Origin of the sequence: Actinomadura sp. RB99, from assembly GCF_014706005.1 — a bacterium.
Classification (GTDB): domain Bacteria; phylum Actinomycetota; class Actinomycetes; order Streptosporangiales; family Streptosporangiaceae; genus Spirillospora.
The window spans coordinates 18,787-40,540 of sequence record NZ_JABMCA010000019.1 but is presented as its reverse complement, the minus strand read 5'-3'; the positions used below and the strand labels follow the sequence as shown (position 1 = coordinate 40,540).

Sequence of the window (21,754 nt, the reverse complement as noted above, 5' to 3'; positions counted from 1 at the left end):
ACGGGTTCGTCCCCATGATGCCGGGTGGCCGTCCCCAGGGCTTCCACAATCGGTCCACGAGTCGTCCCCATGTTGTCCGCAGGTTTTCCCCGGCCTTTCGGTCGGGATCCCCAGGGTTATCCCCAGGCTGTGCGTGTCGATCTTGATTCGGGCGCCGTCCCGGCCCTGTCTCGATCGGGCGTTCGAACGGGCCTGTGCACGGTCCTTGTACACAGCCCGGGAAGGGCCGTCCCCAGGCTTATCCTCAGCGTTTGCGGGCCTGGTGCTTGATCCGCCCGGTGAGCTCGGTGACCTGGTTGTAGATCGCGCGGCGCTCCGCCATCAGCGAGCGGATCTTGCGCTCGGCGTGCATCACGGTGGTGTGGTCGCGGCCGCCGAACTGCTGGCCGATCTTCGGCAGCGACAGGTCCGTCAGCTCCCGGCACAGGTACATCGCGATCTGCCGGGCCGTCACCAGCATCCGGGACCGCGACGGCCCGCACAGGTCCTCGATCGTCGTGCCGAAGTACTCCACCGTCTGCGCCATGATCATCGCGGCGGTGATCTCCGGGCCGGAGTCGTTCGGGATCAGGTCCTTCAGGACGATCTCCGCCAGCTTCATGTCGACCGACTGCCGGTTCAGGCTCGCGAACGCCGTCACCCGGATCAGCGCGCCCTCCAGCTCCCGGATGTTCGTCGCGATCTGCGAGGCGATGAACTCCAGCACGTCGGGCGGCGCGGCCAGGCCCTCCTGGCGGGCCTTCTTCTGCAGGATCGCGATCCGGGTCTCCAGCTCCGGCGGCTGGACGTCGGTCGTCAGGCCCCACTCGAACCGGTTGCGCAGGCGGTCCTCCAGTGTGACCAGCTCCTTGGGCGGCCGGTCGCTGGAGATCACGATCTGCTTGCTGGCGTTGTGGAGCGTGTTGAAGGTGTGGAAGAACTCCTCCTGCGTCTGCTCCTTGCCCTCAAGGAACTGGATGTCGTCGACGAGGAGGATGTCGACGTCCCGGTAGCGGCGGCGGAACCCGTCCGCCTTGCCGTCGCGGATCGAGTTGATGAAGTCGTTCGTGAACTCCTCGGAGCTGACGTACCGGACCCGCGCGCCATTGAACAGGCTCTGCGCGTAATGGCCGATCGCGTGCAGCAGGTGCGTCTTTCCGAGGCCGGAGTCCCCGTAGATGAACAGCGGGTTGTACGCCTTGGCGGGCTGCTCGGCGACGGCGACGGCCGCCGCGTGCGCGAACCGGTTCGAGGAGCCGATGACGAACGTCTCGAACGTGTACTTCGGGTTCAGGCGGGCGTGCTCGGACGCGCCGGCGCCCTGACCGCCGCCACCCTCGCGCGCGCCCCCGGGCGCTCCTGATCCGGAGGAGGCGGGACCTCCTGGTCCGCCGGGACCTCCAGGGCCTCCGGGGCCGCCGCCCGGTGCGGGGACCGGTCCACGGGGGTCGGACGCCTCGTCGTCGCGGAAACCGCCTTCACCGCGGTACGGCGGCTCTTCACCCCGGTACTGCTCGGACGCCGGGTACTGCTCCGGCCCTGTGTACGACTTCTCCGCGCCGGGGAACTCCGTCTTGTACGACTCCTCGTCGTGTCCCAGCGGAGGCTCGGCGGAACCATGCTGGGGCTCCCGGCCGAGCGGTTCGCCGCGGCCCCCCGGACGCAGCGGGCCGAGGGTCCGGTCGTTGAGATGCGACGGCGCGTGCGGGGGCCTTCCGGGAGGCTCGCCCCCGTACCCCTCCGAACCGCCGAATCCCTCCTGCCCGCCGAACCCCTCCTGCGGACGGCCGCGCCCCGGAAAACCCGGGACGTGCCCCCGGTCATAGGAGGACGGCCCCCGGCCGCCCGGACCGGCGCCGTACGCCGGAGGGCGCGGAGCCGGGGGGAACGGCGCGCCGTGGTCGTTGTCGCGCTGCGGCCATCCACGATCGTTGTCGTCGCCCTGTGGATATCCACCGGGAAGGCCGGGCCTGTGGGTAACTTCGGACGGCGCGCGATACCCCGGGTCGCCGTACGGCTGCTCCGGGTACGAGCGGTCACCGTAATCCTGACGCTCCGAGTAAGGAGAGTCGCCGTACGGCTGCTGGTCCGTATAAGGCCGGTCGCGGTCCCGCTCGCGCTCGCGGTCGTCGAGAGGCCGCTCGCCATAAGAAGGAGGTGCGGACTCGTGCGGCCCGCCGCCGGGCACCGGCGCCGGCAGCGGCTCGCCCGCCCCCGCCCGCGAACCGCCGCCCGGGCCAGGGCCCGGCACCGCGGGCGGCTCCGGCTGGACCGTCACCGCGACACGGATCTCCCTGCCCAGCTCATGGGAGAGCGCCTGCGTGATGAGGTTGCGCAGCCGGGTCTCCAGCGCGTCCTTGGCGAACTCGTTCGGCGCCGCGAGCAGCGCCGTCCCCTCCACCAGGGCCAGCGGGCGGACCATCGGCAGCCATGCGCGGTAGCTCGGGGACAGATCGCTCTCAGACAGCGCGGTGAGGGTGCGGGCCCAGACCGATCCGAGATCCTGACCGTCCATGCGCAAGGTCCCCTCCCCACAACTCCGGTCAACGGAGTACCTGACTGCCCGGCTCTCCCACGGGTTGCGGCCCGCCTCGTTGGGCACGGCCGCGACGCGGAAGCCTTACTCTCTCACGAGTTGTCCACAGAGTTGTCCACATGCTGTGCATAGGCATGCGGGACCCTGTGCAAAACTCCGCCGTAGGGGCGGGAGACGCGGGGACGGGAGGTCTCCGGCCACTTCGGCGGCCGGTGCGCGGGCGGTTCTCTGACGGGGGGTTCGGCGGGCGGAACACCGACCGCGATCCAGATCGTCACGGGAATGTCGGCGTGCCCGGAAGGAAGACCTTAACCCCTGCCGATCCCACCCGCAACAAGAAGCAGCCGAGAGCTCAGGCCCCGCCCGGAGCGAACGGCCACCCGTCGTATGCGCACCGACCGCCTGGCGAGGAGGGCCTGCCGACGGGTGGCCGCGCTAGGGCCGGGACGCCGTACGGGCGACGGGCAGCCATGCTCGGGCGAGGGCCGGCCGGGGTCGAGCTGGGGACCGGCCGGCAGGGCCGGGGAACCGGTGATCCGTTTGACCCGGCGGGCGGATAGCCCGTAACGTGCTGAGGTCGAGTCGCATCGACGGAGGTGACGCGTGCCCGCCGGTCGTCCGCCCGGACGGCACGGGTGGGCCCCCGCTGCGGGGGACCGAACGCGGGCCCTCGATGCGAGCTATCGCGCCTTTCTAGTCGAACCGACCGCAGCACTGGAGCCTCAAAGTGAGCAAGCGTACATTCCAGCCGAACAACCGCCGCCGCCACAAGAAGCACGGCTTCCGGCTGCGGATGCGCACGCGCGCCGGGCGCGCCGTCCTCTCCTCGCGGCGCGGCAAGGGCCGCGCCCGCGTCGCGGTCTGACCGACCTCTCTCATGCTGCCGTCCGGGCACCGGATGCGGCGGCGGGACGACTTCTCGTTGGCCGTCCGGCGCGGGCGCCGCGCCGGACGGCCTAACGTCGTCGTCCACCTGCTCCGCAGGGAAGGGGACGCGGAGGCCGCGGGCCCGGCGTTGGTCGGGTTCATCGTGGCGCGCAACGTCGGCAACGCCGTCACCCGCAACGCGGTACGGCGGCGGCTCCGGCACCTCGCGCGCGGGCACGTGGACCGGCTTCCACCGGGTAGCCTGCTCGTAGTGCGCGCCAACCCCCGCGCGGGCGAGGCGCGCCCTGACGATCTGGCCGCGGATCTCGAGTCGGCGCTCGACCGGCTGCTGCGGTCCGCGTCCAAGGGGCGGAGATGAGGAACCGGCACGGGAAACCGTTCACCGACCAGCGCCCGGCGACCACCCCTGGTCCGGTCGCCGCGGTGTTGATCCTTCTCGTCCGCGCCTACCGCCGCTTCTTGAGTCCCCTGCTCGGGCAGCAGTGCCGCTTCACCCCGACCTGCAGCACCTACGGCCTCAAGGCCCTCCAGGTGCACGGGGCGGCGCGCGGCACGTGGCTGACGGTCCGCCGGATCGCGCGGTGCCACCCCTTCCACCCCGGCGGCTACGACCCGGTGCCGCCGAAGAAGACGTCCTCCGCGAAGGCGAAGGCGGCTTCTTCGAACTCCGGCCGCGAGGAGAGCGGCCCCGCCCTAGCAGAGCCCAAGGAGCTGCCCGGTGCTTGACTGGCTATACGAGATCGTCTCTCAGCTCATCGTGTGGATTCACGCGGGGCTGAGTGTCGTCTTCCCCAAGGACAGCGGATGGGCGTGGGGCGGCTCGATCATCCTGCTGACCGTCATGCTGCGGCTCATCCTCGTGCCGCTCTTCGTGAAGCAGATCCACGCCTCACGGAAGATGCAGGAGCTGAACCCCAAGGTTCAGGCGCTGCGCAAGAAGTACAAGAACGACAAGCAGCGCCTCAACCAGGAGGTCATGAAGCTCTACCAGGAGAACGGCGCCAACCCGCTGTCGGGGTGCCTTCCCCTGGTCGTGCAGATGCCGGTCTTCATCGGCCTGTTCCAGACCCTCAAGCGGATCTCGGACGCCAAGCCCGGCCACGGCGTCTTCGCGATGTCGGCGGACCTGGTGCAGAGCGCCCAGCACGCCAACATCTTCGGCGCGCACATCCCGGACACGTTCCTGAACGCCTGGAGCGACAAGACCTGGAGCGCGATCGTCGTCACCGGCATCGCCGTGGTGATCAGCTCCTGCACGACGTTCTTCACCGTCCGGGCCAGCATGAAGCGCCAGCCCGCCGCGGCGGCCGACGCCAACCCGATGATGCAGGCGCAGAAGATGATGGTCTTCCTCGCGCCCCTCTTCGGCCTCTTCGGCCTCGGCTTCCCGCTGGGCGTCCTCATGTACTGGGTGACGTCGAACAGCTGGACGCTCGCGCAGCAGCACTACATCTACAAGCGCTTCCCTCCGCCCGGTGAGAAGGCGGACGACACCGCCACCGCCAAGGCCACGTCGGGCGGCAAGGCCACCGGGACGAAGACCGCCGCCAAGCCCGGTGCGAAGGCCGCGGGAGCCAAGAGCGGCGGCGCGAAGGCGGCCGCCGGCAAGAACGGCCAGGCGCCGTCCGGGATCAAGGCCAAGCTCAAGAAGGAGCCGGAGCCCGCTCCGGAGCCCGAGGACACCAAGCCCAAGGTCGTCCGCAACCAGCCGACCCGCAAGCCGCGCAGCAAGCGCAGCGGAAGCCAGAAGCGCTAGTTTGGACCTCTGTCCTCGCCGAAGAAGGAGACCCCGTTGAGCCAGACCGACACCACCGAGGTCGACGTCCAGGCCCTCGAGCAGGAAGGCGAGATCGCCGCCGACTACATCGAGGGTCTGCTGGACATCGGTGACTACGACGGCGACATCGACATGGACGTCGAGGGCGAGCGCGCCATCGTCGCGGTGGTCGGCGCTTCGCTGGACGAGCTGGTCGGCAAGCGCGGCGAGGTCCTGGAGGCGCTGCAGGAGCTGACGCGGCTGGCCGTGCACCGGCAGACCGGCAACCGCACCCGGCTGATGCTCGACATCGGCGGCTACCGCGAGCGCCGCCGCGCCGAGCTGACCAAGCTCGGCACCGACGTCGCCGACGAGGTCAAGCAGGCGGGCGAGCCCAAGCCGCTCGCGCCGATGACGCCGTTCGAGCGGAAGATCGTCCACGACGCGGTGGCGGCGGCCGGCCTGCGCAGCGAGTCCGAGGGCGAGGAGCCCGACCGCTACGTGGTCGTCTACCCGTCCTGACGGATCTCCGCGAGGCGGAACGCGAGACGCGGTTTCCACAAGCGAACAGCCAGTCCACCGAACGGCCTCGGCGAACTCCATCGCCGGGGCCGTTCGCATGTCCGGGCTGTTCGGAAGCCCGGGGCTGTTCGGAAGCCCCGGGCCATTCGGACGCGCGGCTGTTCGCTTCGCATGCGGGGGTCGTTCGGATGCCGGGGTCGTTCGGATGACCGGGCCGCCCCGAGGTGCTCGGTATGGGCGCGGGGTGGAGGCCCGTGATTGACGCGGGCGAGGACACGAGCCCGATGTTGAAAAGAGGCCCCTCCCGCCCGGGGGCGGACCCGCTTACCCCCATGGTCAAGGCCCGCTGGGATCCATGGCACTAGAACGTTGTTCTGTGGATAACTCGCGCCCAGCCCTCCTGTTTCCCCAGGGGATTTCGCACCAGGGGACGATCTCCGAGGCGACCTGTCGGCGTTTGATCGCCGCAGGTGAAGGGGTTCCTGCGCGCTGTCCAGATGGCCCGGCTTCGCTCGGCTAAGGCCTGATGCCCTGTGGATAAAGGGCCTTGTTATCCACAGATGGGGAGGCTGGCGGGAGGTGGGTGTTGACGAGTTGGCGTGGCGCGGTCTGGTGTGGCCTTGTGGACGGGGAAGCGGGACGTCTCTGCGGCAGCCCGGGCGGGGGCGGGGGCGTCCCTCTGTTCGGACCGGCGGGACGGATCGGCGGGAGGACAGGCCAGGACGTCTCTGCAGCTGGACGGTGCACGGCGTCTCTGTAGGTGGAAAGGGCGGGGCCCCGCGCCCTGACCGGCGCGGGGCCCCTGGAACCCGGTGTGCACCGCCGCCCAAAGCACACCGGGCTGGTCTATAGGTCGGACGAGTCCGGGTCGGTGTTCGCGGCGAACGCCGCCCGGGTCCGTCTGGACGGTGACGGCGGCGCCGCCCGACGGACTGCCGTCACCTGCGTCCGCGCGGCGTCCGTCCGTACACGCTCCGCTCCCGCGGCGCGGGGTCGTGCAGCGGGTCGACGGCGTCGGAGTCGACCGCGGTGTTGTTCTCCTCGGCCGGGTCCTGGGCCCGTCCCGGGTCCTGGGCGAACGCGGGGTCCTGTGCCACGTGCCCGTGCGTCACCCCTTCGTCCGCGGGGTGCTCGACGACGCGCTCGACGCGCTCGGCGGGACGTCCCGGAGGGGCGGGGTCCTCGATGATGTGCTCCTCACGCACCACGGTGCCCGGCTCGTCCCCGTAAGCGGGATCTGCTCCGACCACCCGGCCGGCGCGGCGCCGCGGACGCGTGTAGCTGAGGGTGAAGGCCATGCTCACGGCCCCGACCACGATCAGGATCCAGCCGACGAGGTGGATGTCGACGCCGGCGAGATCGACGCGGAGGGCGAACGCGAGGATCGCTCCGATGGCGATGAACGCGAGACTGACTCCGATTCCCATGGCTCGGAGCTCCTTCCAAGGGGGGCGACACCGTCCCTCTACCCGGCGAGCGCCGAATATGCGGAAGGACATGTGGTTCTTGCCATATCGCAAGGAACAGGCCTTGTCGGACGGGGTCCGCCTCCCGAAAGCGTCATGCTGTTGCCTCCTGGGACGTTGCGTGTGTACGCCGCCACGCCGTTTTATGGAACGATTCGTACGGTGGGGATTGCACGCGAGGTTTTCGGGGAAACACTGCCGGTTGCGGAACGCTACGCGGCGTTCCTCGCCGACGCGGGCGTCGAACGCGGGCTGATCGGCCCGCGCGAGGCCGACCGGCTGTGGGAACGCCACCTGATCAACTGCGCGGTGGTGGCCGAGGCGATCCCGGCGGACGCCCAGGTCGTCGACATCGGATCCGGCGCCGGACTGCCCGGCATCGTGCTCGCGATCGTCCGGCCCGACCTGCGCATCACGCTCCTGGAACCGCTGCTCCGGCGGACCACGTTCCTCAGCGAGTGCGTCGAGATGCTCGATCTGCGGAACGTGGAGGTCCGCCGCGCCCGGGCCGAGGACGTCACCAAGGAGTTCTCGGTGGACGTCGCGACGGCGCGCGCGGTGGCCCCTCTCGAACGTCTCGCCAAGTGGGCGCTGCCGCTGCTGCGTCCCGGCGGTGAACTGCTCGCGCTGAAAGGCGAGCGGGCCGCGGCCGAACTCGACGAGGCCGCACCCGTTCTGCAGCGTTTCGGGGTGCGGGAGACCGAACTGCTCCAAGTCGGGCGCGGTATGGTCGACCCGCCGACAACGCTTGTCCGTGTGGTCGCCGGCAGGCCGGCGGACCGGAGTGCAGCGGCCGGGCGACGACAGAGCGCGCCCCGACGCGCTGGAAGGTCGAGGAAGAGGTCTTCATGAGCACGGGACCAGGACTGGGACGGCCTGACCGCGCCGACGAATCCCCCGACGAACAGCCGCCCGGCCCGGGCGGGACCGGTGCCTCGGAGCCCGCGCGGGAGACCCCTGCGGGCCAGGGCGCGCAGGCCGACGAGGGGACGCGGGGGGACGCCGGCGCCGTGACGACGCCGGCGGCCGCGCCCTCCGGGCACGCAATGTGGGGTAACACGACGTCCGGTACCGCGGAGAACGTCGGCTATGTGCCGACCAGCGCCGGCACACAGCAGGCGGGTCCGCGCAAGGGACCATCTCAGGGGGAGTCAGAACTCGTGCGCGAGGCGCTCAAGGACGCCAAGGTTTCACATGAAACAGCGGTCACCGCCCTCAAGGCGATGTCCGGCCGCAGGGAACGCGAATGGCCGCGGCCGGACCGCTGCCGCATCATCACCATCGCCAACCAGAAGGGCGGGGTGGGCAAGACCACCAGCTCGGTGAACCTCGCCGCGTCGCTCGCCATGCACGGCGCGCAGGTGCTCGTCGTCGACCTGGACCCGCAGGGCAACGCGTCCACCGCCCTGGGCGTCGAACACCACGCCGAGATCCCGTCCATCTACGACGTCCTCATCGAGGACATGGCGCTCGCCGACATCGTCGTCGCCGCCCCCGAGATCCCGAACCTGTACTGCGCCCCCGCGACGCTCAACCTCGCCGGCGCCGAGATCGAGCTCGTCTCCAAGGTCGCCCGCGAGTCCCGGCTGCGCCGCGCGCTGGACGCCTACGACACCGACAAGTTCGACTACGTGCTGATCGACTGCCCACCGTCGCTCGGCCTGCTCACCGTCAACGCCCTCGTCGGCGGCGACGAGCTGCTCATCCCGATCCAGTGCGAGTACTACGCGCTGGAGGGGCTCGGACAGCTCATCCGCACCGTCGACCTCGTCAAGGCGCACCTCAACCAGAAGCTCAGGGTGTCCACCATCCTGCTCACCATGTACGACGCCCGGACGCGGCTCGCCGCGCAGGTCGCGGACGACGTCCGCAACCACTTCGGGGACGTCGTCCTCAACACGGTGATCCCCCGCAGCGTCCGCGTCTCCGAGGCGCCGAGCTACGGGCAGTCCGTCATGACGTACGACCCGGGTTCCAGCGGCGCCCTCGCCTACAGCGAGGCGGCCTCGGAAATGGCCCATGGAGGGGCGAGGAAGTGAGCCAGCAGCGACGCGGTCTGGGCAAGGGGCTCGGCGCCCTCATCCCCACCGCCCCGCCCCCACCGCCGGCGGACGACCCGTCCGGCGCGGGCGGAACCGGCGCCCTGGGCGGGCCGGGCTTCCCCGGCGGCCCGAACGGTCCCGGGCAGGACGGCGCCGCGAGCCCGGACATCCAGCCGGTCGCCGGAGCGCACTTCGCCGAGCTGCCCGTCACGTCCATCACCGCGAACCCGCGCCAGCCGCGCGAGCACTTCGACGAGCAGGCCCTGGAGGAGCTCGCCGAGTCGATCGGCATCGTCGGGCTCCTCCAGCCCATCGTCGTCCGCCGGGCCGAGTCAGGCGAGCACGACTACGAGCTGATCATGGGCGAGCGCCGGCTGCGCGCCTCCCAGATGGCCGGGCTGGACGTCATCCCCGCGATCGTCCGCGATACCGGCGACAACGATCTGCTCCGCGACGCCCTCATGGAGAACCTGCACCGCCAGCAGCTGAACCCGCTGGAGGAGGCGGCCGCCTACCAGCAGCTGCTGCAGGACTTCGGCGCCACCCACGAGCAGCTCGCCGGACGGATCGGCCGGTCCCGCCCGCACATCACCAACACACTCCGCCTGCTGAACCTGCCGCCCGCCGTCCAGCGCCGCGTCGCCGCCGGCGTGCTGTCGGCGGGCCACGCCCGGGCGCTCCTCTCCCTCGACAGCGTCGAGGCGCAGGAGCACATGGCGCAGCGGATCGTCCAGGAGGGCCTCTCCGTCCGCGCGGTCGAGGAGATGATCGCGCTCCGCGAGGTCGAGGACGCCCCGAAGGCGCCCCGGCAGGGCCGCCGCAAGAAGCCCGTCGCCCCAGGGCTCCAGGAACTGGCCGACCGCCTCTCCGACCGCTACGAGACCAAGGTCCGCGTCGACATGGGACGCAACAAGGGCAAGATCGTGGTCGAGTTCGCCACCCTGGAGGACCTCGACCGCATCATCAAGTCGATGGCCCCCGACGACGACAGCACCGGCGAGCCGTAAACCGCCCACTCGCCTTCCCCCCAGCGCCCCGGAACCCTTCCTCCGGGGCGCTTCGCTTTCTCCAGGCACCCATGTTTCCCGTGAAACATCTTCGGAGCGACCGCCCGCCCGCCAGCAAGCCCACCCCCTACGCGAGCGCCGTCTGGCTCCCCTGCCCCAGTCGCCCTTCCGCCCTTACCGGCGCCCCCGTCTACGAGGTGCTCACCTACGGGACCGGCTGCCGCCCGATGTGGAACAGCGCCACCGTCGCGATCGCCGTCGAGCACGGCCACGAGATCACCGAGACCGTCGGCACGCTCGCCATCCCGCCGTTCGGCCGTGGCGCCCGGGCGCCCGTAGCTGCTCGCCGACGCGCTCTCCCAGCTCCCCCTCAGCGCCTCGACGGCCGTACCGGATTGCAGTTGCGCGCCGCATCGAGGTTTCGCGTGAAACATCGACACCTTCCAGCGAGCGGCGCCCGGACACAGACTGCGTCGGCATGCCCCATCTATCCCGCGGGTGAAAGCATCTCCGCCTGACCGCCCTCCGCTGGAGGCCGCCCGTCACCGGTCGGACCATCGAGACGGATAGCAGCGGGTGACTTTCAGGCGCCCACTGCGTTCTAGCGTCCGCCATGAAAGCCCCAGCGCGTCGAGCAGCGAGCGCAGGATGGCCTCTAGCCCTTCGGGTAGTCAGCGGGGGCATGTGGGGGAGCCCAGCGGCGGCGGGCGGACAGCGAGGCGAGCGTTCTCAGGCAGCGGAGGCGTTGACCGACCGTCGTGGGCGGTCACTGGCGCCCCGCTGTTCCCGGCGGCCGCCGGCGAGTGCCGGTGTGGGAAGCCCAGGGCCACCCAAGACCAGAGTCACGAGCGCGGCACATCACGAGGATGGCCTCCAAGGCTCTGCCGGGCGGGAAGTCACAGCAAAGACATCGCTTGGCGGCTTGCCCACACGGCTGTACCGGCCAGTCGGCGACTCCAGACGGCCGACGGGCCGACGGGCCGACGGGGTGGCGGGCCGACGGGGTGGCGGGGCCGCAGCCAACGACTAGGCGACTCTGTGGGTATGAAAGCCGAGCGCTCGGCTAATCACGGCTGACATTGCCAGGCGTGCGGCTCTCGGCTCTCGGGCGTCTCCGGGGGGGTAGGCGGTGCTGGCGCTCAGGGCGAGCACGGGGGACCACGCCGCACCGGCAGATGATGAGGCAGGGTGATACCAGTGAGGTGTCCGGTCCCCGGCCTCCCGTTGGCTCACTGATTCCGGGTGGACTGCGATTTGCTGATCGGTGGGCGGCGTCGCGTCGAGCCCGCCGTCGTGCCGGGCTCGGCGCAGGGCCACCGTTTGAATCGCGCCTACCGCGGATTCAGCCGTGACTTCTCTCTCAGCACGCCCGTTGCTGGCCTTGCTAGGGGACGCCCTCGCGCCGCCCGTCGGGGGACGCGCTTGGTGAGTCCGCGCCATCGCCGCGATGCTGCGGCCCGAGCCTGCCGCGCCGTGATGGAGCCCTCTGCGGATCCGTGTCCATCCGCCGTCTCCGCCTCACGGCGGCTGCCCGCTTGCCCGATGCCGCGGCCCCTCCTGATCCCGCCATCGCCCCGAGGGGCGAAGGACGCTCCCCTGCACCGGGCAGAGGCGTTCCGGATCTATCCGCTAGCCGGCGCCTACTGCTTGCCCGTATGAATCGTCGCGCCTCGCGCGTTGGCGGTTCCTTGCCATTCATGGGGGATCGTCCACCGTCCGCTGCGCGCCTGTGGCGCGTGAGCGCTGCCGTGTCGGGTCTCGGCTGGCGCGCCCGCGCGCACGGAACCTCGTCGGGTGCACTGGAGATGTCTGTCGCGTGTGGTGCCGGGCTCCGACTAGGAGCTGCCGACGAGGCCTGTCGTTTGCCCGGTGGTGCGATGGGCCGCAGCGTCCGACTCCCCCGACCATCCTTGTGTTGCCGCCGCCCGCTGCTTCCTGGCTGCCGCACTCGCGACGCTGCGGCCGCTGTCCGTTCTTGGTCGCCCTGTCATCTGTGCATGGCGTCTGGCGGGTGGGGGGAGGGGATGTTTCACGGGAAACGTTGGTGGGGGCTTGGGGAGGGCGGGTGTTTCCCGTGAAACATCGGTCAGGCGAACTGGGCCAGGAGGAGGTCGCGGCAGACCTCGCCGAGGTCGAGGCCGGCGACGCTGACGGCGCGGGGGAGGAGGCTCGTCTCGGTCATGCCGGGCGCGACGTTCACCTCGAGGAAGTGGACCTCGCCGTCGGGGTCGACGATGAGGTCGGTGCGGGAGAGGTCGCGGAGGCCGAGGGCGCGGTGGGCGGTGACGGCGGCGGCGGTGGCGCGGTCCGCGGCGTCGGGGGTGAGACGCGCCGGGGTGACGAACTCGGTGTCGCCCGCGTCGTAGCGGGCGGTGTAGTCGTAGCGGCCGCCCGGCGCGACGATCTCGACGGCGGGGAGCGCCTGGGGGTGGCCGTGGCGCTCGATGACGCTGACGGCGATCTCGGTCCCCTCGACGTAGCGCTCGACGAGGGCGGCGTCGCCGTAGGCGAAGCAGCCGACCATGGCGGCGGAGAGCTCGGACGGCTCGTGCACCACGGACGTGCCGAGTGCGGAGCCGCCGCGGGTGGGCTTGACGAACAGGGGGAGGCCGAGCCCGCGGATGATCTGGTCGAGGACGGACGCGGCGCCGAGGTCGTGGAAGACCTCCTTGGGGAGGGCGACGGAGTCGGGGGTGCGCAGGCCGGCCTGGCGCACGACGGACTTGGCGGTCGGCTTGTCCCAGGCGACGCGACAGGCGTCGGCGCGGGCGCCGACGTAGCGGACGTCGAGGAGGTCGAGGACGTCGCGGATCGAGCCGTCCTCCCCCGCGGCGCCGTGCAGGACGGGGAACACGGCGTCCGGCGGGTCGTCGGCGAGGGAGTCCAGGAGCGTGGCGTCGGCGTCGCGCAGTTCGACGGGGATGTCGAGGGCGCGCAGCGCGTCGGTGACGCGGCGGCCGGAGCGCAGCGAGACCTCTCGCTCGTAGGACAGTCCCCCGGCGAGGACGACGACGTGCCCGAGTTCCACAGCAGGTGCCCTTCTGGCGGTAGGAGCGGTCACGAAAAACGCGCCGGCTCCCAGCATGGGGGAGCCGGCGCGGTTACGCGAAACCGGGTGGTATCCGTTCAGACGATGCCGGGGCCCGGGGTGTGCACACCGCCGGGGCCGTCGTGCTCGACTCCCCCGAAAGTGTCCCGCAGCCTGATCTCCTTCTCCACCACCGCGGCGAGGCGGCGGACGCCCTCGCGGATGCGGTGCGGTTCGGGGAAGCAGTAGGACAGGCGCATGTTGCGGCGGCCGCCGCCGTCGGCGAAGAAACCGGTGCCGGGGACGTAGGCGACGCGGTCGGCGATCGCGCGGGGCGCCATCGCCTTGGCGTCGAGGCCCTCGGGAAGGGTGACCCAGACGAAGAAGCCGCCGGCGGGGCGGGTCCAGGTGCAGCCTTCCGGCATGAGCTGGTCGAGGGCGTCGAGCATGGCGTCGCGGCGTTCCCGGTAGAGCTCGCGGAAGTCCTTGATCTGCTCGCGCCACGGCTGCGTGGCGAGGTACTCGCGGACGGCGAGCTGGGAGAAGTTCGACGGGCAGAGGATCGCGGACTCGGCGGCGAGGACGAGCTTGGCGCGCACCGCGTGCGGGGCGAGGACCCAGCCGACGCGGAGGCCGGACGCGATCGTCTTGGAGAACGACCCGAGGTAGATGACGCGGTCGGGGTCGTCGGCGCGCAGCGCCCGCATCGGCTCGCCCTCGAAGCCGAGGAGCCCGTAGGGATTGTCCTCGATGATCAGGACGTCGTGCTCGGCGCAGATCTCCAGGATCTGGGCGCGGCGGGCGGCGGTGAGGGTGACGCCGGCGGGGTTCTGGAACGTGGGGACGGTGTAGAGGAACTTGACGCGGCGGCCTTCGCGGCGGAGCCGGTCGAGGGTCTCGCGGAGCGCGGCCGGGATCAGGCCGCCCTCGTCGAGGGGGACGTGCACGACGTCGGCCTGGTAGGCGGCGAAGGTGCCGAGCGCGCCGACGTAGGAGGGGGCTTCGGCGAGGACGACGTCGCCGGGGTCGACGAAGATCTTGGTGATGAGGTCGAGGGCCTGCTGGGCGCCGACGGTGACGACGACGTCGTCCGCGGAGCCCTGGACGCCTTCGAGCGCCATGACGTCGCAGATGAGTTCGCGGAGGGTCTCGTCGCCCTGCGCGGAGCCGTACTGGAGGACCTCGGCGCCCTTGCCGGCGACGAGGTCGCCGACCAGGGCGCCGACGGCGTCGAGGGGCAGCGCGGAGACGTAGGGCGCGCCGCCGGCGAGGGAGACGACCTCGGGGCGGGCGACCATCGCGAACAGAGCCCGGATCTCCGACGGCACCATGCCGGCGGCGCGGGCGGCGTAGCGGTCGCTGTAGGCGTCGGTTCGCGAGTGCTGTTCCACGTGGCACCTCCGGTGGGGCTGGCTTGACCGCAAAGTTACGGCATGGGCTCCGGGGGGATCGGGCGAACCCCGTACCTCGCGTGTTCGGCGGTTCCCGCACGTGGCGCGCCGCCCGGCCGCTCGTCCCCCGTCCGATACGATGCCCGAGGATCCCGGTTTGTTGCCGGGAACTTTCGCGCAAGTGGGCGATCCGCCCCGAAGGTCCCGGCCGCGGCGGGGGTCTTCGCCCGGCGGACGAGGATGCCAGCAGGGGGTGCCGGCCCGGTGTCGCGTCGTCTCGTCAACATCACGCTGGACAATCTGGACGATCTTCCGCATCGCTGCCGCGGGTGCGTGTTCTGGGAGCTGGATCCGGTCAGCCGCGACCGGGCGCACGCGAGCGGCGACGCGGCGCTGGAGAAGGAGGCATGGATCTCCTCCACGCTGCTGGAGTGGGGTTCCTGCGGCAAGATCGCGTACGTGGACGACGTGCCTGCGGGGTTCGTGATGTTCGCGCCGCCGCTGTACGTGCCGCGGTCGGTGGCGTTCCCGACGAGCCCGGTGAGCGCGGACGCGGTGCTGCTGATGACGGCGCACATCCTGCCGGAGTTCGCGGGCGGCGGGCTCGGCCGGATGCTCGTGCAGGGCGTCGCGAAGGACCTGACGCGCCGGGCGGTGAAGGCGATCGAGGCGTTCGGGGACCTGAAGGGCGAGGAGGGCGGCTGCATGGTGCCGGCCGACTACCTGCTGTCGGTGGGGTTCAAGACCGTCCGCCCGCACCACCGGTACCCGCGGCTGCGGCTGGAGCTGAAGTCGGCCCTGTCGTGGCGTGAGGACGTCGAGGTGGCTCTGGAACGCCTGCTGGGCTCCATGACCCCGGAGGGCGCGCTGCGTCCCGTCTGAGGCCGTCTGAGCGGCTCCTGTCCATGGACACGTGGAACGGCCCGCATCCCGGTGACGGGATGCGGGCCGTTTCCTTCACGTTCCTTCGCGGGCGGCGCAGGAGCGGCGGCGTGGCGGCGTGCGCCGTGGGCGGCGTGCGCCGGGGTGGATCAGATGAACTCGGCGAGGTCGCGCAGCAGGGCGGCCTTCGGCTTGGCGCCCATGATCTGCTTGACCACCTCGCCGTTCTTGTAGACGTTCATCGTCGGGATCTGCATGACGCCGTACGTGGCCGGCACCTGCGGGTTCTCGTCGATGTTCAGCTTGACGATCTCGAGCTTGTCGCCGTGCGTCCTGGAGATCTCCTCCAGGATCGGCGCCACCATCCGGCACGGGCCGCACCACTCGGCCCAGAAGTCGACCAGGACCGGCTTGTCGCTGTCCAGGACCTCGGAGGCGAAGTCGGCGTCGGTCACGGCTTTCATGGTGTCTCCTTCGGTAACGGGCCCGGCGCGGTTCTCGTGCGCCGGGCCGGGCGTGCGGGCCGTGCGGTCGGCTCCCGCGGGCCCGCGGTCAGGCCTGTGCCTGCGGGACGGTCTCCGCGGCGCCCTGGTCCTGGAGCCAGCGCTCGGCGTCGATGGCCGCCGAGCAGCCGCTGGCGGCCGCGGTGATGGCTTGACGGTAGATGTGGTCGACCACGTCGCCGCAGGCGAACACGCCGGGGATCTTCGTCCGGGTGGTCGGGGCGTCGACGAGGAGGTAGCCGTCGGCGTCGGTCTCCAGCTGGCCGGTGAACAGCTCGCTGCGCGGGTCGTGGCCGATCGCGATGAACAGGCCGGTGATCTCCAGCGGCGACTGCTCGCCGGTCTTCAGGTTGCGGACCTGCACGCCGGTGACCCGGTCCTCGCCGTCGATCTTCACGACCTCGCTGTCCCAGCGGAAGCGGATCTTGTCGTTGGCGAACGCCCGGTCCTGCATGATCTTGGACGCGCGGAGCTCGTCGCGGCGGTGGATCACGGTGACGGAGCGGGCGAACTTGGTCAGGAAGATCGCCTCCTCCATCGCGGTGTCGCCGCCGCCGACCACGGCGATGTCCTGCTCGCGGAAGAAGAAGCCGTCGCAGGTGGCGCACCAGGACACGCCGCGGCCCGACAGCCGCTTCTCGTCCGGCAGGCCGAGCTCGCGGTAGCCGGAGCCGGTCGCGACGATGACCGACTTGGCGAGGTACGTCTCGTCGCCGACCTTGACGACCTTCGGGTCGGCGGCGAGGTCGACCTCGGTGACGTCGTCGGTGACCAGCTCGGCGCCGAACCGCTCGGCCTGCTTGCGCAGGTTGTCCATCAGGTCGGGGCCCATGACGCCGTCGGGGAAGCCGGGGAAGTTCTCCACGTCGGTGGTGTTCATCAGCGCGCCGCCGGCGGTCACCGACCCCTCGAACAGCAGCGGCCTCAGGTCGCCGCGGGCCGCGTAGATCGCGGCCGTGTAGCCCGCGGGGCCCGATCCGATGATGATGACGTTACGGACGTCGCTCACTGTTGTGCGCCTCTCCTCTTGGCCTTCGGTGGCCTCACCGCACGGCCTGCCAGTCGCGTCAACCGATACTAGGGCCAGGGGATTCCCGGCACGCGCGGCCCTTCCCGTGACCTGCCCCGCAACGCGCCGCCGACCCCTCCGGGCGCCGCCGCTCCGGCGGCCCGGAGGCGGGCCGGGACGGCCATAGGGTGGTGGCCATGGCACGCATTCTGCTTCTCCACTCGATGTACGGGCTGCGTCCGGCGGTGCACCAGGCGGCGGACCGGCTCCGCGCCGCGGGGCACGAGGTGACCGTCCCCGACCTGTACGGCGGCCGGGTCGTCGACACGCCGGACGAGGGCGTCGAGATCAAGGAGGAGATCGGCCGGGACGAGCTGCTGCGCCGCGCGGTCGCGGCGGCGGCGCCGCTGCTGGACGGCGACGGGATCGTGTACGCGGGGTTCTCGCTCGGCGGGTCCATCGCGCAGAACCTGGCCCTCGGCGACGACAGGGCGCGGGGCCTGCTGCTGATGCACGGGACGTCCGACCTGCCCGACGACGCGTCCACCGAGATCCCGGTGCAGCTGCACGTCGCCGACCCCGACACCTACGAGCCGGTCGACTGGCTGAACGCCTGGTACCTGCGGATGCGCAAGGCGGGCGCGGACGTGGAGGTCTTCCGCTACCGCGGCGCCGGGCACCTGTTCACCGACCCGGACCTGCCCGACTACGAGCCCGAGGCGGCCGAGCGCGCCTGGGCGATCGCCCTGGACTTCCTGGCATCCCTGTAGCGGGCGTAGCGGCGGCGGTCGTCGCGGCGGCGGGGCGTAGCAGCGGCAGGCGGTGGATCGTCGTAGGCGCCGCGCATAATCCGGTCATGGCTTACGACCGGGATCTGGCCGAGCTCGTCCGCGAGCTGACGGCGGGCGAGGAAGGCGTCACCGAGCGGCCGATGTTCGGCGGCCTGGCCTTCCTCGTCGGGGGCAACATGGCGGTCGCCGCGAGCCGGCAGGGCGGCCTGCTCGTCCGGCTGGACCCGCGGGAGGCCGCGGAGCTGGAGGACGGCGACGGGGTGCGCCCGATGGTCATGGGCGGCCGCGAGATGCGCGGCTGGCTGCACGTCGACGCGGACGCCGACGACCCGGACGGGGACGTCGGGCGGTGGGTGGCCCGGGGCGTCTCCTACGCGCGGTCGCTTCCCGCCAAGGACGCCAAGAAAAGGACCCGGCGGCGCTGACCGTCAGGGATGCCGGCGGCGGACCGCCGCGGGGTGTCCGGTGCCCGTCGCCGGGCGGGGGCGGGTCCCCAGGCCGCCCCCTGGACGTCGTTCGGGCCGCGCGTCAGGCCGGCTCGTGGTCGAGCACGTGCGGGTCCTGCGCCGTGCAGTCCGGGCCGACGACCCAGACGTCCCAGCGGCCGTCCGTGCCGCCCTGGAGCGCGATCACGGTCGCGGCGCGCCCGTCGTACCTGGCCTGGTCGACCAGGGCGGGCGTGCGGCCGTGGGTGACGCCGGTGACGCAGCCGGACATCTGCGCGGTGGGCGGGGACCCGTCGAGCCGCAGCTCCTGCCCCTTGCCGAGCAGCCGGTCGACCTGGCCGGCGACCTTGCCGGCCCGGTACTCGGTGCCGCTGCGGGTGACCTTGAAGGGCCCCTTGACCATCGTGGACTCCGACGGCGCGGCCGAGTGCGGCGCCGCGCCGGCGGACAGGCGCCGCGCGTTGTCCCCCTGCGGCGGGGTCGACGCCTGGCTGCCGCTGCCGTCCGAGCCGTCCAGCGCGATCTTGCCGACCGTCGCTCCGCCGCCGAGGACGACGATCGTCGCCGCCGCGGCGGACAGTATCCGCCAATGCCGCCTTCCGCGCCGCTGCTCCATGCTCACCACGGTGGCGTTGTGCATCGACTCCGCCGCGATGGCGGTGTCGATGCGCTCGGCCAGCTCGGGCGGCATGGACGGCGCGGGCGCCTCCGCCAGGATCCGGGAGACGTCCGCAAGGTCGGCGGAGCGGTCCCGGCATTCTGCGCAGGAATCGAGGTGCGCGTTGACGGAGGCGGCCTGGTCGTCTTCGAGCAGTCCTTCGGCCAGGTCGGCCAGGATGTCGTAGTCAAGATGTGCGGGGTTCACTTGGGCATGCCACCTCCTTCCACACCTCCGACGTTTTTGGAGTCGCGTCGGTTCCGGTGGTGGGTCAGAAGTGGCGCGAGCCGCGCGCGGCCCCGCGCGCAGCGGCTCTTGATCGTCCCGGGCGGGACCTCCATCACCTCGGCGGCGTCGTCGACGGAGTAGCCCATCATGTCGACCAGCACGAGCGCGGCGCGCTGCTCGAACGGCAGCTGCTCCAGCGCGGTGCGGACGTCCAGCGACACCCCGTGCGCGTCGGTCGGGTCGGGCATCTTGGGCGCGACGGCGTCGAACGTGGCGTCGTCGCCCATCGGGGTGGCCGGGCGGACGGACTTGCGGCGGATCCGGTCCAGGCAGGCGTTCACCACGATCCGGTGCAGCCAGGTGGTGACGGCGGCGTCGCCGCGGAACCGGCCGGCGGCGCGGAACGCCGACAGGCACGCGTCCTGCAGCGCGTCGGCGGCCTCCTCCGGGTCGCCGAGGGTGCGCAGCGCGACCGCCCACATCCGGTCGCGGTGCCGGTGCACCAGCTCCGCGAAGGCGTGCGGGTCCCCCTGGGCGTGGCGGGCGAGGAGCTCCTTGTCGGGGACCTCGTCGACTCGACGCATGCTCACCGACGTCATGAGCGACCGCTTTCTCGTACGGGACGCCCTGCCGGTGCCGGGCGGCTGCGACCGGCTCCGGCTGCTCGGGTGGTCACCACGGATTCCTGGGGGCGAGGGGACATGGATGCTCACAGGCACGATACAGACAACCGGCAGCTCACGTCACAGGTCGAGACGCCACGGAACGCCCCGGCGCGGGCGGGTGCGGCCCGCCGCGACGCGGTCAGCCGGCCGTCCCGACGACGGAGATCTCGTTGAGCTTGCCCTTGAAGCCGTCGGGCAGCCGGGTGAACCAGACGAGCACGTACTGGCCCTGTACCGCCGGGTTCGCCGCGAAGGTCAGCTCGCCGCCGTTGCAGGACTGCTCGCCGACCGTCTTCATCGCGCCCGGCGCGCGCGACGTGCCGATCTTGACCTGGAGGGTCCCGCCGGAGGCGGGGCAGTTGACCCGGATCGTCGACACCTTGGCCGGGCCGCTCAGGGTCAGCGTGACGCCGAGGGACTTGAGGAAGTTGCCGAACTGGCCGTCGGCGTAGGTCTGTGTCTCCCACACCGTGCCGGGGTCGCCGTCGATGACGGCGGAGGGGTTCTTCCTGCTGGTCCCGTCGGGGTGCTGGTCGGCCGGCTTCTGGGTGGCGGACGCGTCCTGGATCTTCAGCCTCACGGTCGCCGGCTTGGGCGGCGCGCTCTTCTGGCCCTGATCGGTCTTCTGGCCCTTGGCGCCGTGGTCGTCGTCGGAGCCGCCGCCGGACAGCGCCCACGCGCCGAGCCCGACGATGACGGTGAGCGCCGCAGCGGCGACGCCGAGCAGGGCCCGGTTGGCGGGCTTGCGGGCGGGCGACGCGATGGTGGCGGCGTTGGCCGGGGGCGCCGGCGGAGGCGTGTCGTACCGGCCGCGCGGCGGCGGGACCTGCCCGGACTGGGCCGGAGGCGCGGTCTGTGCATGCTGCGCGTGCTGTGCGTGCGCGCCGCGCGCGCGCCTGCCGGGCCCGCGCGCGTCATGCCCCGGCGCGGGCCGGGGCGGGTCCTGCACGGGGGGCTGGTGCGGCTGCGTCGTCGCGGCCGTCGAGGCGGTCGCGGGACGCTTGGGCGCCGCCGGACGCGGGGACGGCGCGCTGCCGAGGCCCGCGAACAGCGGCAGCGGGGTGCGCGGCACGCCGCGCAGCGCCTTGGCCAGCTCGGCGGGCTCGGTGAGCGGCTCGGCGGTGCCGATGCCGAGGCAGCGGCAGACGATCGCGTCGATCGCGTGCGAGATGCCGGCCTGCACCTGCCGGGGCGCCTGCGGGACGCCGTCCGCGTCGGGCGCGGCGGGCAGGTCGGAGGCGGCCTCGTCGCCGGGCCAGTGCGCGGTCAGCGCCGCGTACAGCATCCGGCCGAGGCCGCGGACGTCCTCGGCGGCGGGGTCGTCGGAGTAGCGGTCGCCGAGGACGGCGTCGGTGGCGACGCCGAGCAGCTTGACGGTGCCGCCGGTCGTCCAGACCAGGTCGCGCGGGGACAGGCAGAGGTGCGCGAGCCCGGCCGCGTGCGCGGCGGCGATCGCCTCGGCGGCCTCGTACAGCAGGGTCGCGGCGCGGCCCGGCTCCAGCGGGGCCTTGGCGAGCATCTGCTCCAGCGTCTCGCCCGCCACCCACTCGCTGACGACGTAGGCGCTCTCGCCGCTGTCGTCGGCGTCGAACACCTGCGTGAGGCGGGGGTCGGTGAGGCGGCTGGCGGCGCGGGCGGAGGTGACGACCTCGCCGACGCGGGGGAACTCGGGGTCGAAGGTGCGGACGGCGACGGCCCTGGCCAGGATCTCGTCGATGGCCTTCCAGAGCGAGGACCCGCCCGAGTCGCTGATGCGCTCCTCGAGCCGGTAGCGGCCGGCGAGACGCGTGCCGGGTTCGATCACTGACGTGCTCACGGCAACGTCCTGCGCAGGTGGTCAGATCCCATGTTCGTGGCGTGGCAGCTTACGCCTCCGACCCTCCTCTTTGCGTTCCCCAGGGTGTCAGCCCGCAAGCCGTAGTCCCCCACATGGTAGTGGTTCGAACACGGGAATGGC

General features: G+C 71.8%; 20 protein-coding genes. 11 read left to right on the top strand and 9 right to left on the bottom strand.

The window, feature by feature from the left end:
- Positions 1-244: 244 nt before the first annotated feature.
- Complete coding sequence (dnaA, locus tag amrb99_RS19140) at positions 245-2,494, bottom strand: chromosomal replication initiator protein DnaA (protein WP_190857654.1); 2,250 nt, start codon at positions 2,492-2,494, stop codon at positions 245-247.
- 748 nt (positions 2,495-3,242) lie between these two features.
- Here dnaA and rpmH point away from each other — a divergent pair.
- Genes rpmH through amrb99_RS19115 form a run of 5 tightly spaced genes read left to right on the top strand, consistent with a single transcriptional unit; the run spans position 3,243 to position 5,681 of the window.
- Positions 3,243-3,380: a 50S ribosomal protein L34 gene (gene rpmH, locus amrb99_RS19135; RefSeq protein ID WP_151593908.1), complete on the top strand. Its 138-nt coding sequence runs from the start codon at positions 3,243-3,245 to the stop codon at positions 3,378-3,380.
- Positions 3,381-3,392: 12 nt separating this feature from the next.
- Positions 3,393-3,761: a ribonuclease P protein component gene (gene rnpA, locus amrb99_RS19130; RefSeq protein WP_190857652.1), complete on the top strand. Its 369-nt coding sequence runs from the start codon at positions 3,393-3,395 to the stop codon at positions 3,759-3,761.
- On the top strand, positions 3,758-4,129 hold the full coding sequence (gene yidD, locus amrb99_RS19125; RefSeq protein ID WP_190857650.1) for a membrane protein insertion efficiency factor YidD: 372 nt from the start codon (positions 3,758-3,760) through the stop codon (positions 4,127-4,129). Before rnpA ends, yidD begins: the two co-directional genes overlap by 4 nt.
- Positions 4,122-5,159, top strand: coding sequence for a membrane protein insertase YidC (gene yidC, locus amrb99_RS19120; RefSeq protein WP_190857647.1), 1,038 nt, complete (start codon positions 4,122-4,124; stop codon positions 5,157-5,159). Before yidD ends, yidC begins: the two co-directional genes overlap by 8 nt.
- 36 nt (positions 5,160-5,195) lie before the next feature.
- Positions 5,196-5,681, top strand: a complete 486-nt coding sequence (locus amrb99_RS19115) for a R3H domain-containing nucleic acid-binding protein (protein WP_190857646.1) — start codon at positions 5,196-5,198, stop codon at positions 5,679-5,681.
- Positions 5,682-6,619: 938 nt separating this feature from the next.
- Here the strand turns inward: amrb99_RS19115 and amrb99_RS19110 are convergent.
- Positions 6,620-7,108: a DUF6458 family protein gene (locus amrb99_RS19110; protein WP_190857644.1), complete on the bottom strand. Its 489-nt coding sequence runs from the start codon at positions 7,106-7,108 to the stop codon at positions 6,620-6,622.
- Between the two features lie 201 nt (positions 7,109-7,309).
- Between amrb99_RS19110 and rsmG the strand changes: the two genes are divergently transcribed.
- The 3 genes from rsmG to amrb99_RS19095 all read left to right on the top strand — a co-directional run bounded on the left by rsmG (position 7,310) and on the right by amrb99_RS19095 (position 10,196).
- Positions 7,310-7,999 carry a 16S rRNA (guanine(527)-N(7))-methyltransferase RsmG gene (gene rsmG, locus amrb99_RS19105; protein ID WP_347256751.1) on the top strand — a complete coding sequence of 230 codons (690 nt, stop codon included), beginning with the start codon at positions 7,310-7,312 and terminating at the stop codon, positions 7,997-7,999.
- Positions 8,000-8,307: 308 nt separating this feature from the next.
- Positions 8,308-9,186 (top strand): ParA family protein, encoded by an 879-nt coding sequence (locus tag amrb99_RS19100; protein WP_318839258.1) that lies wholly within the window; start codon positions 8,308-8,310, stop codon positions 9,184-9,186.
- Positions 9,183-10,196, top strand: coding sequence for a ParB/RepB/Spo0J family partition protein (locus amrb99_RS19095; protein WP_190857640.1), 1,014 nt, complete (start codon positions 9,183-9,185; stop codon positions 10,194-10,196). Before amrb99_RS19100 ends, amrb99_RS19095 begins: the two co-directional genes overlap by 4 nt.
- Before the next feature lie 2,086 nt (positions 10,197-12,282).
- Here the strand turns inward: amrb99_RS19095 and amrb99_RS19090 are convergent.
- Both amrb99_RS19090 and amrb99_RS19085 read right to left on the bottom strand, forming a co-directional pair.
- Positions 12,283-13,224, bottom strand: coding sequence for a D-alanine--D-alanine ligase (locus amrb99_RS19090; RefSeq protein ID WP_347256741.1), 942 nt, complete (start codon positions 13,222-13,224; stop codon positions 12,283-12,285).
- 98 nt (positions 13,225-13,322) lie between these two features.
- Positions 13,323-14,615 (bottom strand): PLP-dependent aminotransferase family protein, encoded by a 1,293-nt coding sequence (locus tag amrb99_RS19085; RefSeq protein WP_347256740.1) that lies wholly within the window; start codon positions 14,613-14,615, stop codon positions 13,323-13,325.
- Between the two features lie 264 nt (positions 14,616-14,879).
- On the opposite strand from amrb99_RS19085, the gene amrb99_RS19080 reads away from it, so the two are divergent.
- Positions 14,880-15,497, top strand: a complete 618-nt coding sequence (locus amrb99_RS19080) for a GNAT family N-acetyltransferase (protein ID WP_190857636.1) — start codon at positions 14,880-14,882, stop codon at positions 15,495-15,497.
- Between the two features lie 149 nt (positions 15,498-15,646).
- Here amrb99_RS19080 and trxA read toward each other — a convergent pair whose 3' ends face one another.
- Together trxA and trxB are read right to left on the bottom strand one after the other, a co-directional pair.
- Positions 15,647-15,961, bottom strand: a complete 315-nt coding sequence (gene trxA, locus amrb99_RS19075) for a thioredoxin (RefSeq protein ID WP_190857634.1) — start codon at positions 15,959-15,961, stop codon at positions 15,647-15,649.
- An 88-nt stretch (positions 15,962-16,049) separates the two neighbouring features.
- The gene (gene trxB, locus amrb99_RS19070; RefSeq protein ID WP_190857632.1) at positions 16,050-17,009 is read right to left on the bottom strand and encodes a thioredoxin-disulfide reductase; all 960 of its coding nucleotides are present in this window, start codon (positions 17,007-17,009) and stop codon (positions 16,050-16,052) included.
- 197 nt (positions 17,010-17,206) lie between these two features.
- On the opposite strand from trxB, the gene amrb99_RS19065 reads away from it, so the two are divergent.
- A complete protein-coding gene (locus amrb99_RS19065; RefSeq protein ID WP_190857630.1) occupies positions 17,207-17,779 on the top strand; it encodes a dienelactone hydrolase family protein in 573 nt (190 codons plus the stop codon).
- 86 nt (positions 17,780-17,865) lie between these two features.
- Complete coding sequence (locus tag amrb99_RS19060) at positions 17,866-18,225, top strand: TfoX/Sxy family protein (RefSeq protein WP_190857628.1); 360 nt, start codon at positions 17,866-17,868, stop codon at positions 18,223-18,225.
- A gap of 103 nt (positions 18,226-18,328) precedes the next feature.
- Here the strand turns inward: amrb99_RS19060 and amrb99_RS19055 are convergent, their stop codons facing one another.
- From amrb99_RS19055 to amrb99_RS19045, 3 genes are all read right to left on the bottom strand, one after another.
- Positions 18,329-19,111: a hypothetical protein gene (locus amrb99_RS19055; protein ID WP_190857620.1), complete on the bottom strand. Its 783-nt coding sequence runs from the start codon at positions 19,109-19,111 to the stop codon at positions 18,329-18,331.
- On the bottom strand, positions 19,108-19,731 hold the full coding sequence (gene sigM, locus amrb99_RS19050) for an RNA polymerase sigma factor SigM (RefSeq protein ID WP_190857618.1): 624 nt from the start codon (positions 19,729-19,731) through the stop codon (positions 19,108-19,110). Before sigM ends, amrb99_RS19055 begins: the two co-directional genes overlap by 4 nt.
- A gap of 205 nt (positions 19,732-19,936) precedes the next feature.
- A complete protein-coding gene (locus tag amrb99_RS19045) occupies positions 19,937-21,613 on the bottom strand; it encodes a protein kinase family protein (protein ID WP_190857616.1) in 1,677 nt (558 codons plus the stop codon).
- Between the last annotated feature and the right edge of the window lie 141 nt (positions 21,614-21,754).

Bases quoted from the DNA above. Each gene is read 5' to 3' on its own strand.
- dnaA (WP_190857654.1), bottom strand. From the start codon at position 2,494: ATGGACGGTCAGGATCTCGGATCGGTCTGGGCCCGCACCCTCACCGCG.
- rnpA (WP_190857652.1), top strand. From the start codon at position 3,393: ATGCTGCCGTCCGGGCACCGGATGCGGCGGCGGGACGACTTCTCGTTG.
- yidD (WP_190857650.1), top strand. From the start codon at position 3,758: ATGAGGAACCGGCACGGGAAACCGTTCACCGACCAGCGCCCGGCGACC.
- amrb99_RS19110 (WP_190857644.1), bottom strand. From the start codon at position 7,108: ATGGGAATCGGAGTCAGTCTCGCGTTCATCGCCATCGGAGCGATCCTC.
- trxA (WP_190857634.1), bottom strand. From the start codon at position 15,961: ATGAAAGCCGTGACCGACGCCGACTTCGCCTCCGAGGTCCTGGACAGC.
- amrb99_RS19065 (WP_190857630.1), top strand. From the start codon at position 17,207: ATGGCACGCATTCTGCTTCTCCACTCGATGTACGGGCTGCGTCCGGCG.
- amrb99_RS19060 (WP_190857628.1), top strand. From the start codon at position 17,866: ATGGCTTACGACCGGGATCTGGCCGAGCTCGTCCGCGAGCTGACGGCG.
- sigM (WP_190857618.1), bottom strand. From the start codon at position 19,731: ATGACGTCGGTGAGCATGCGTCGAGTCGACGAGGTCCCCGACAAGGAG.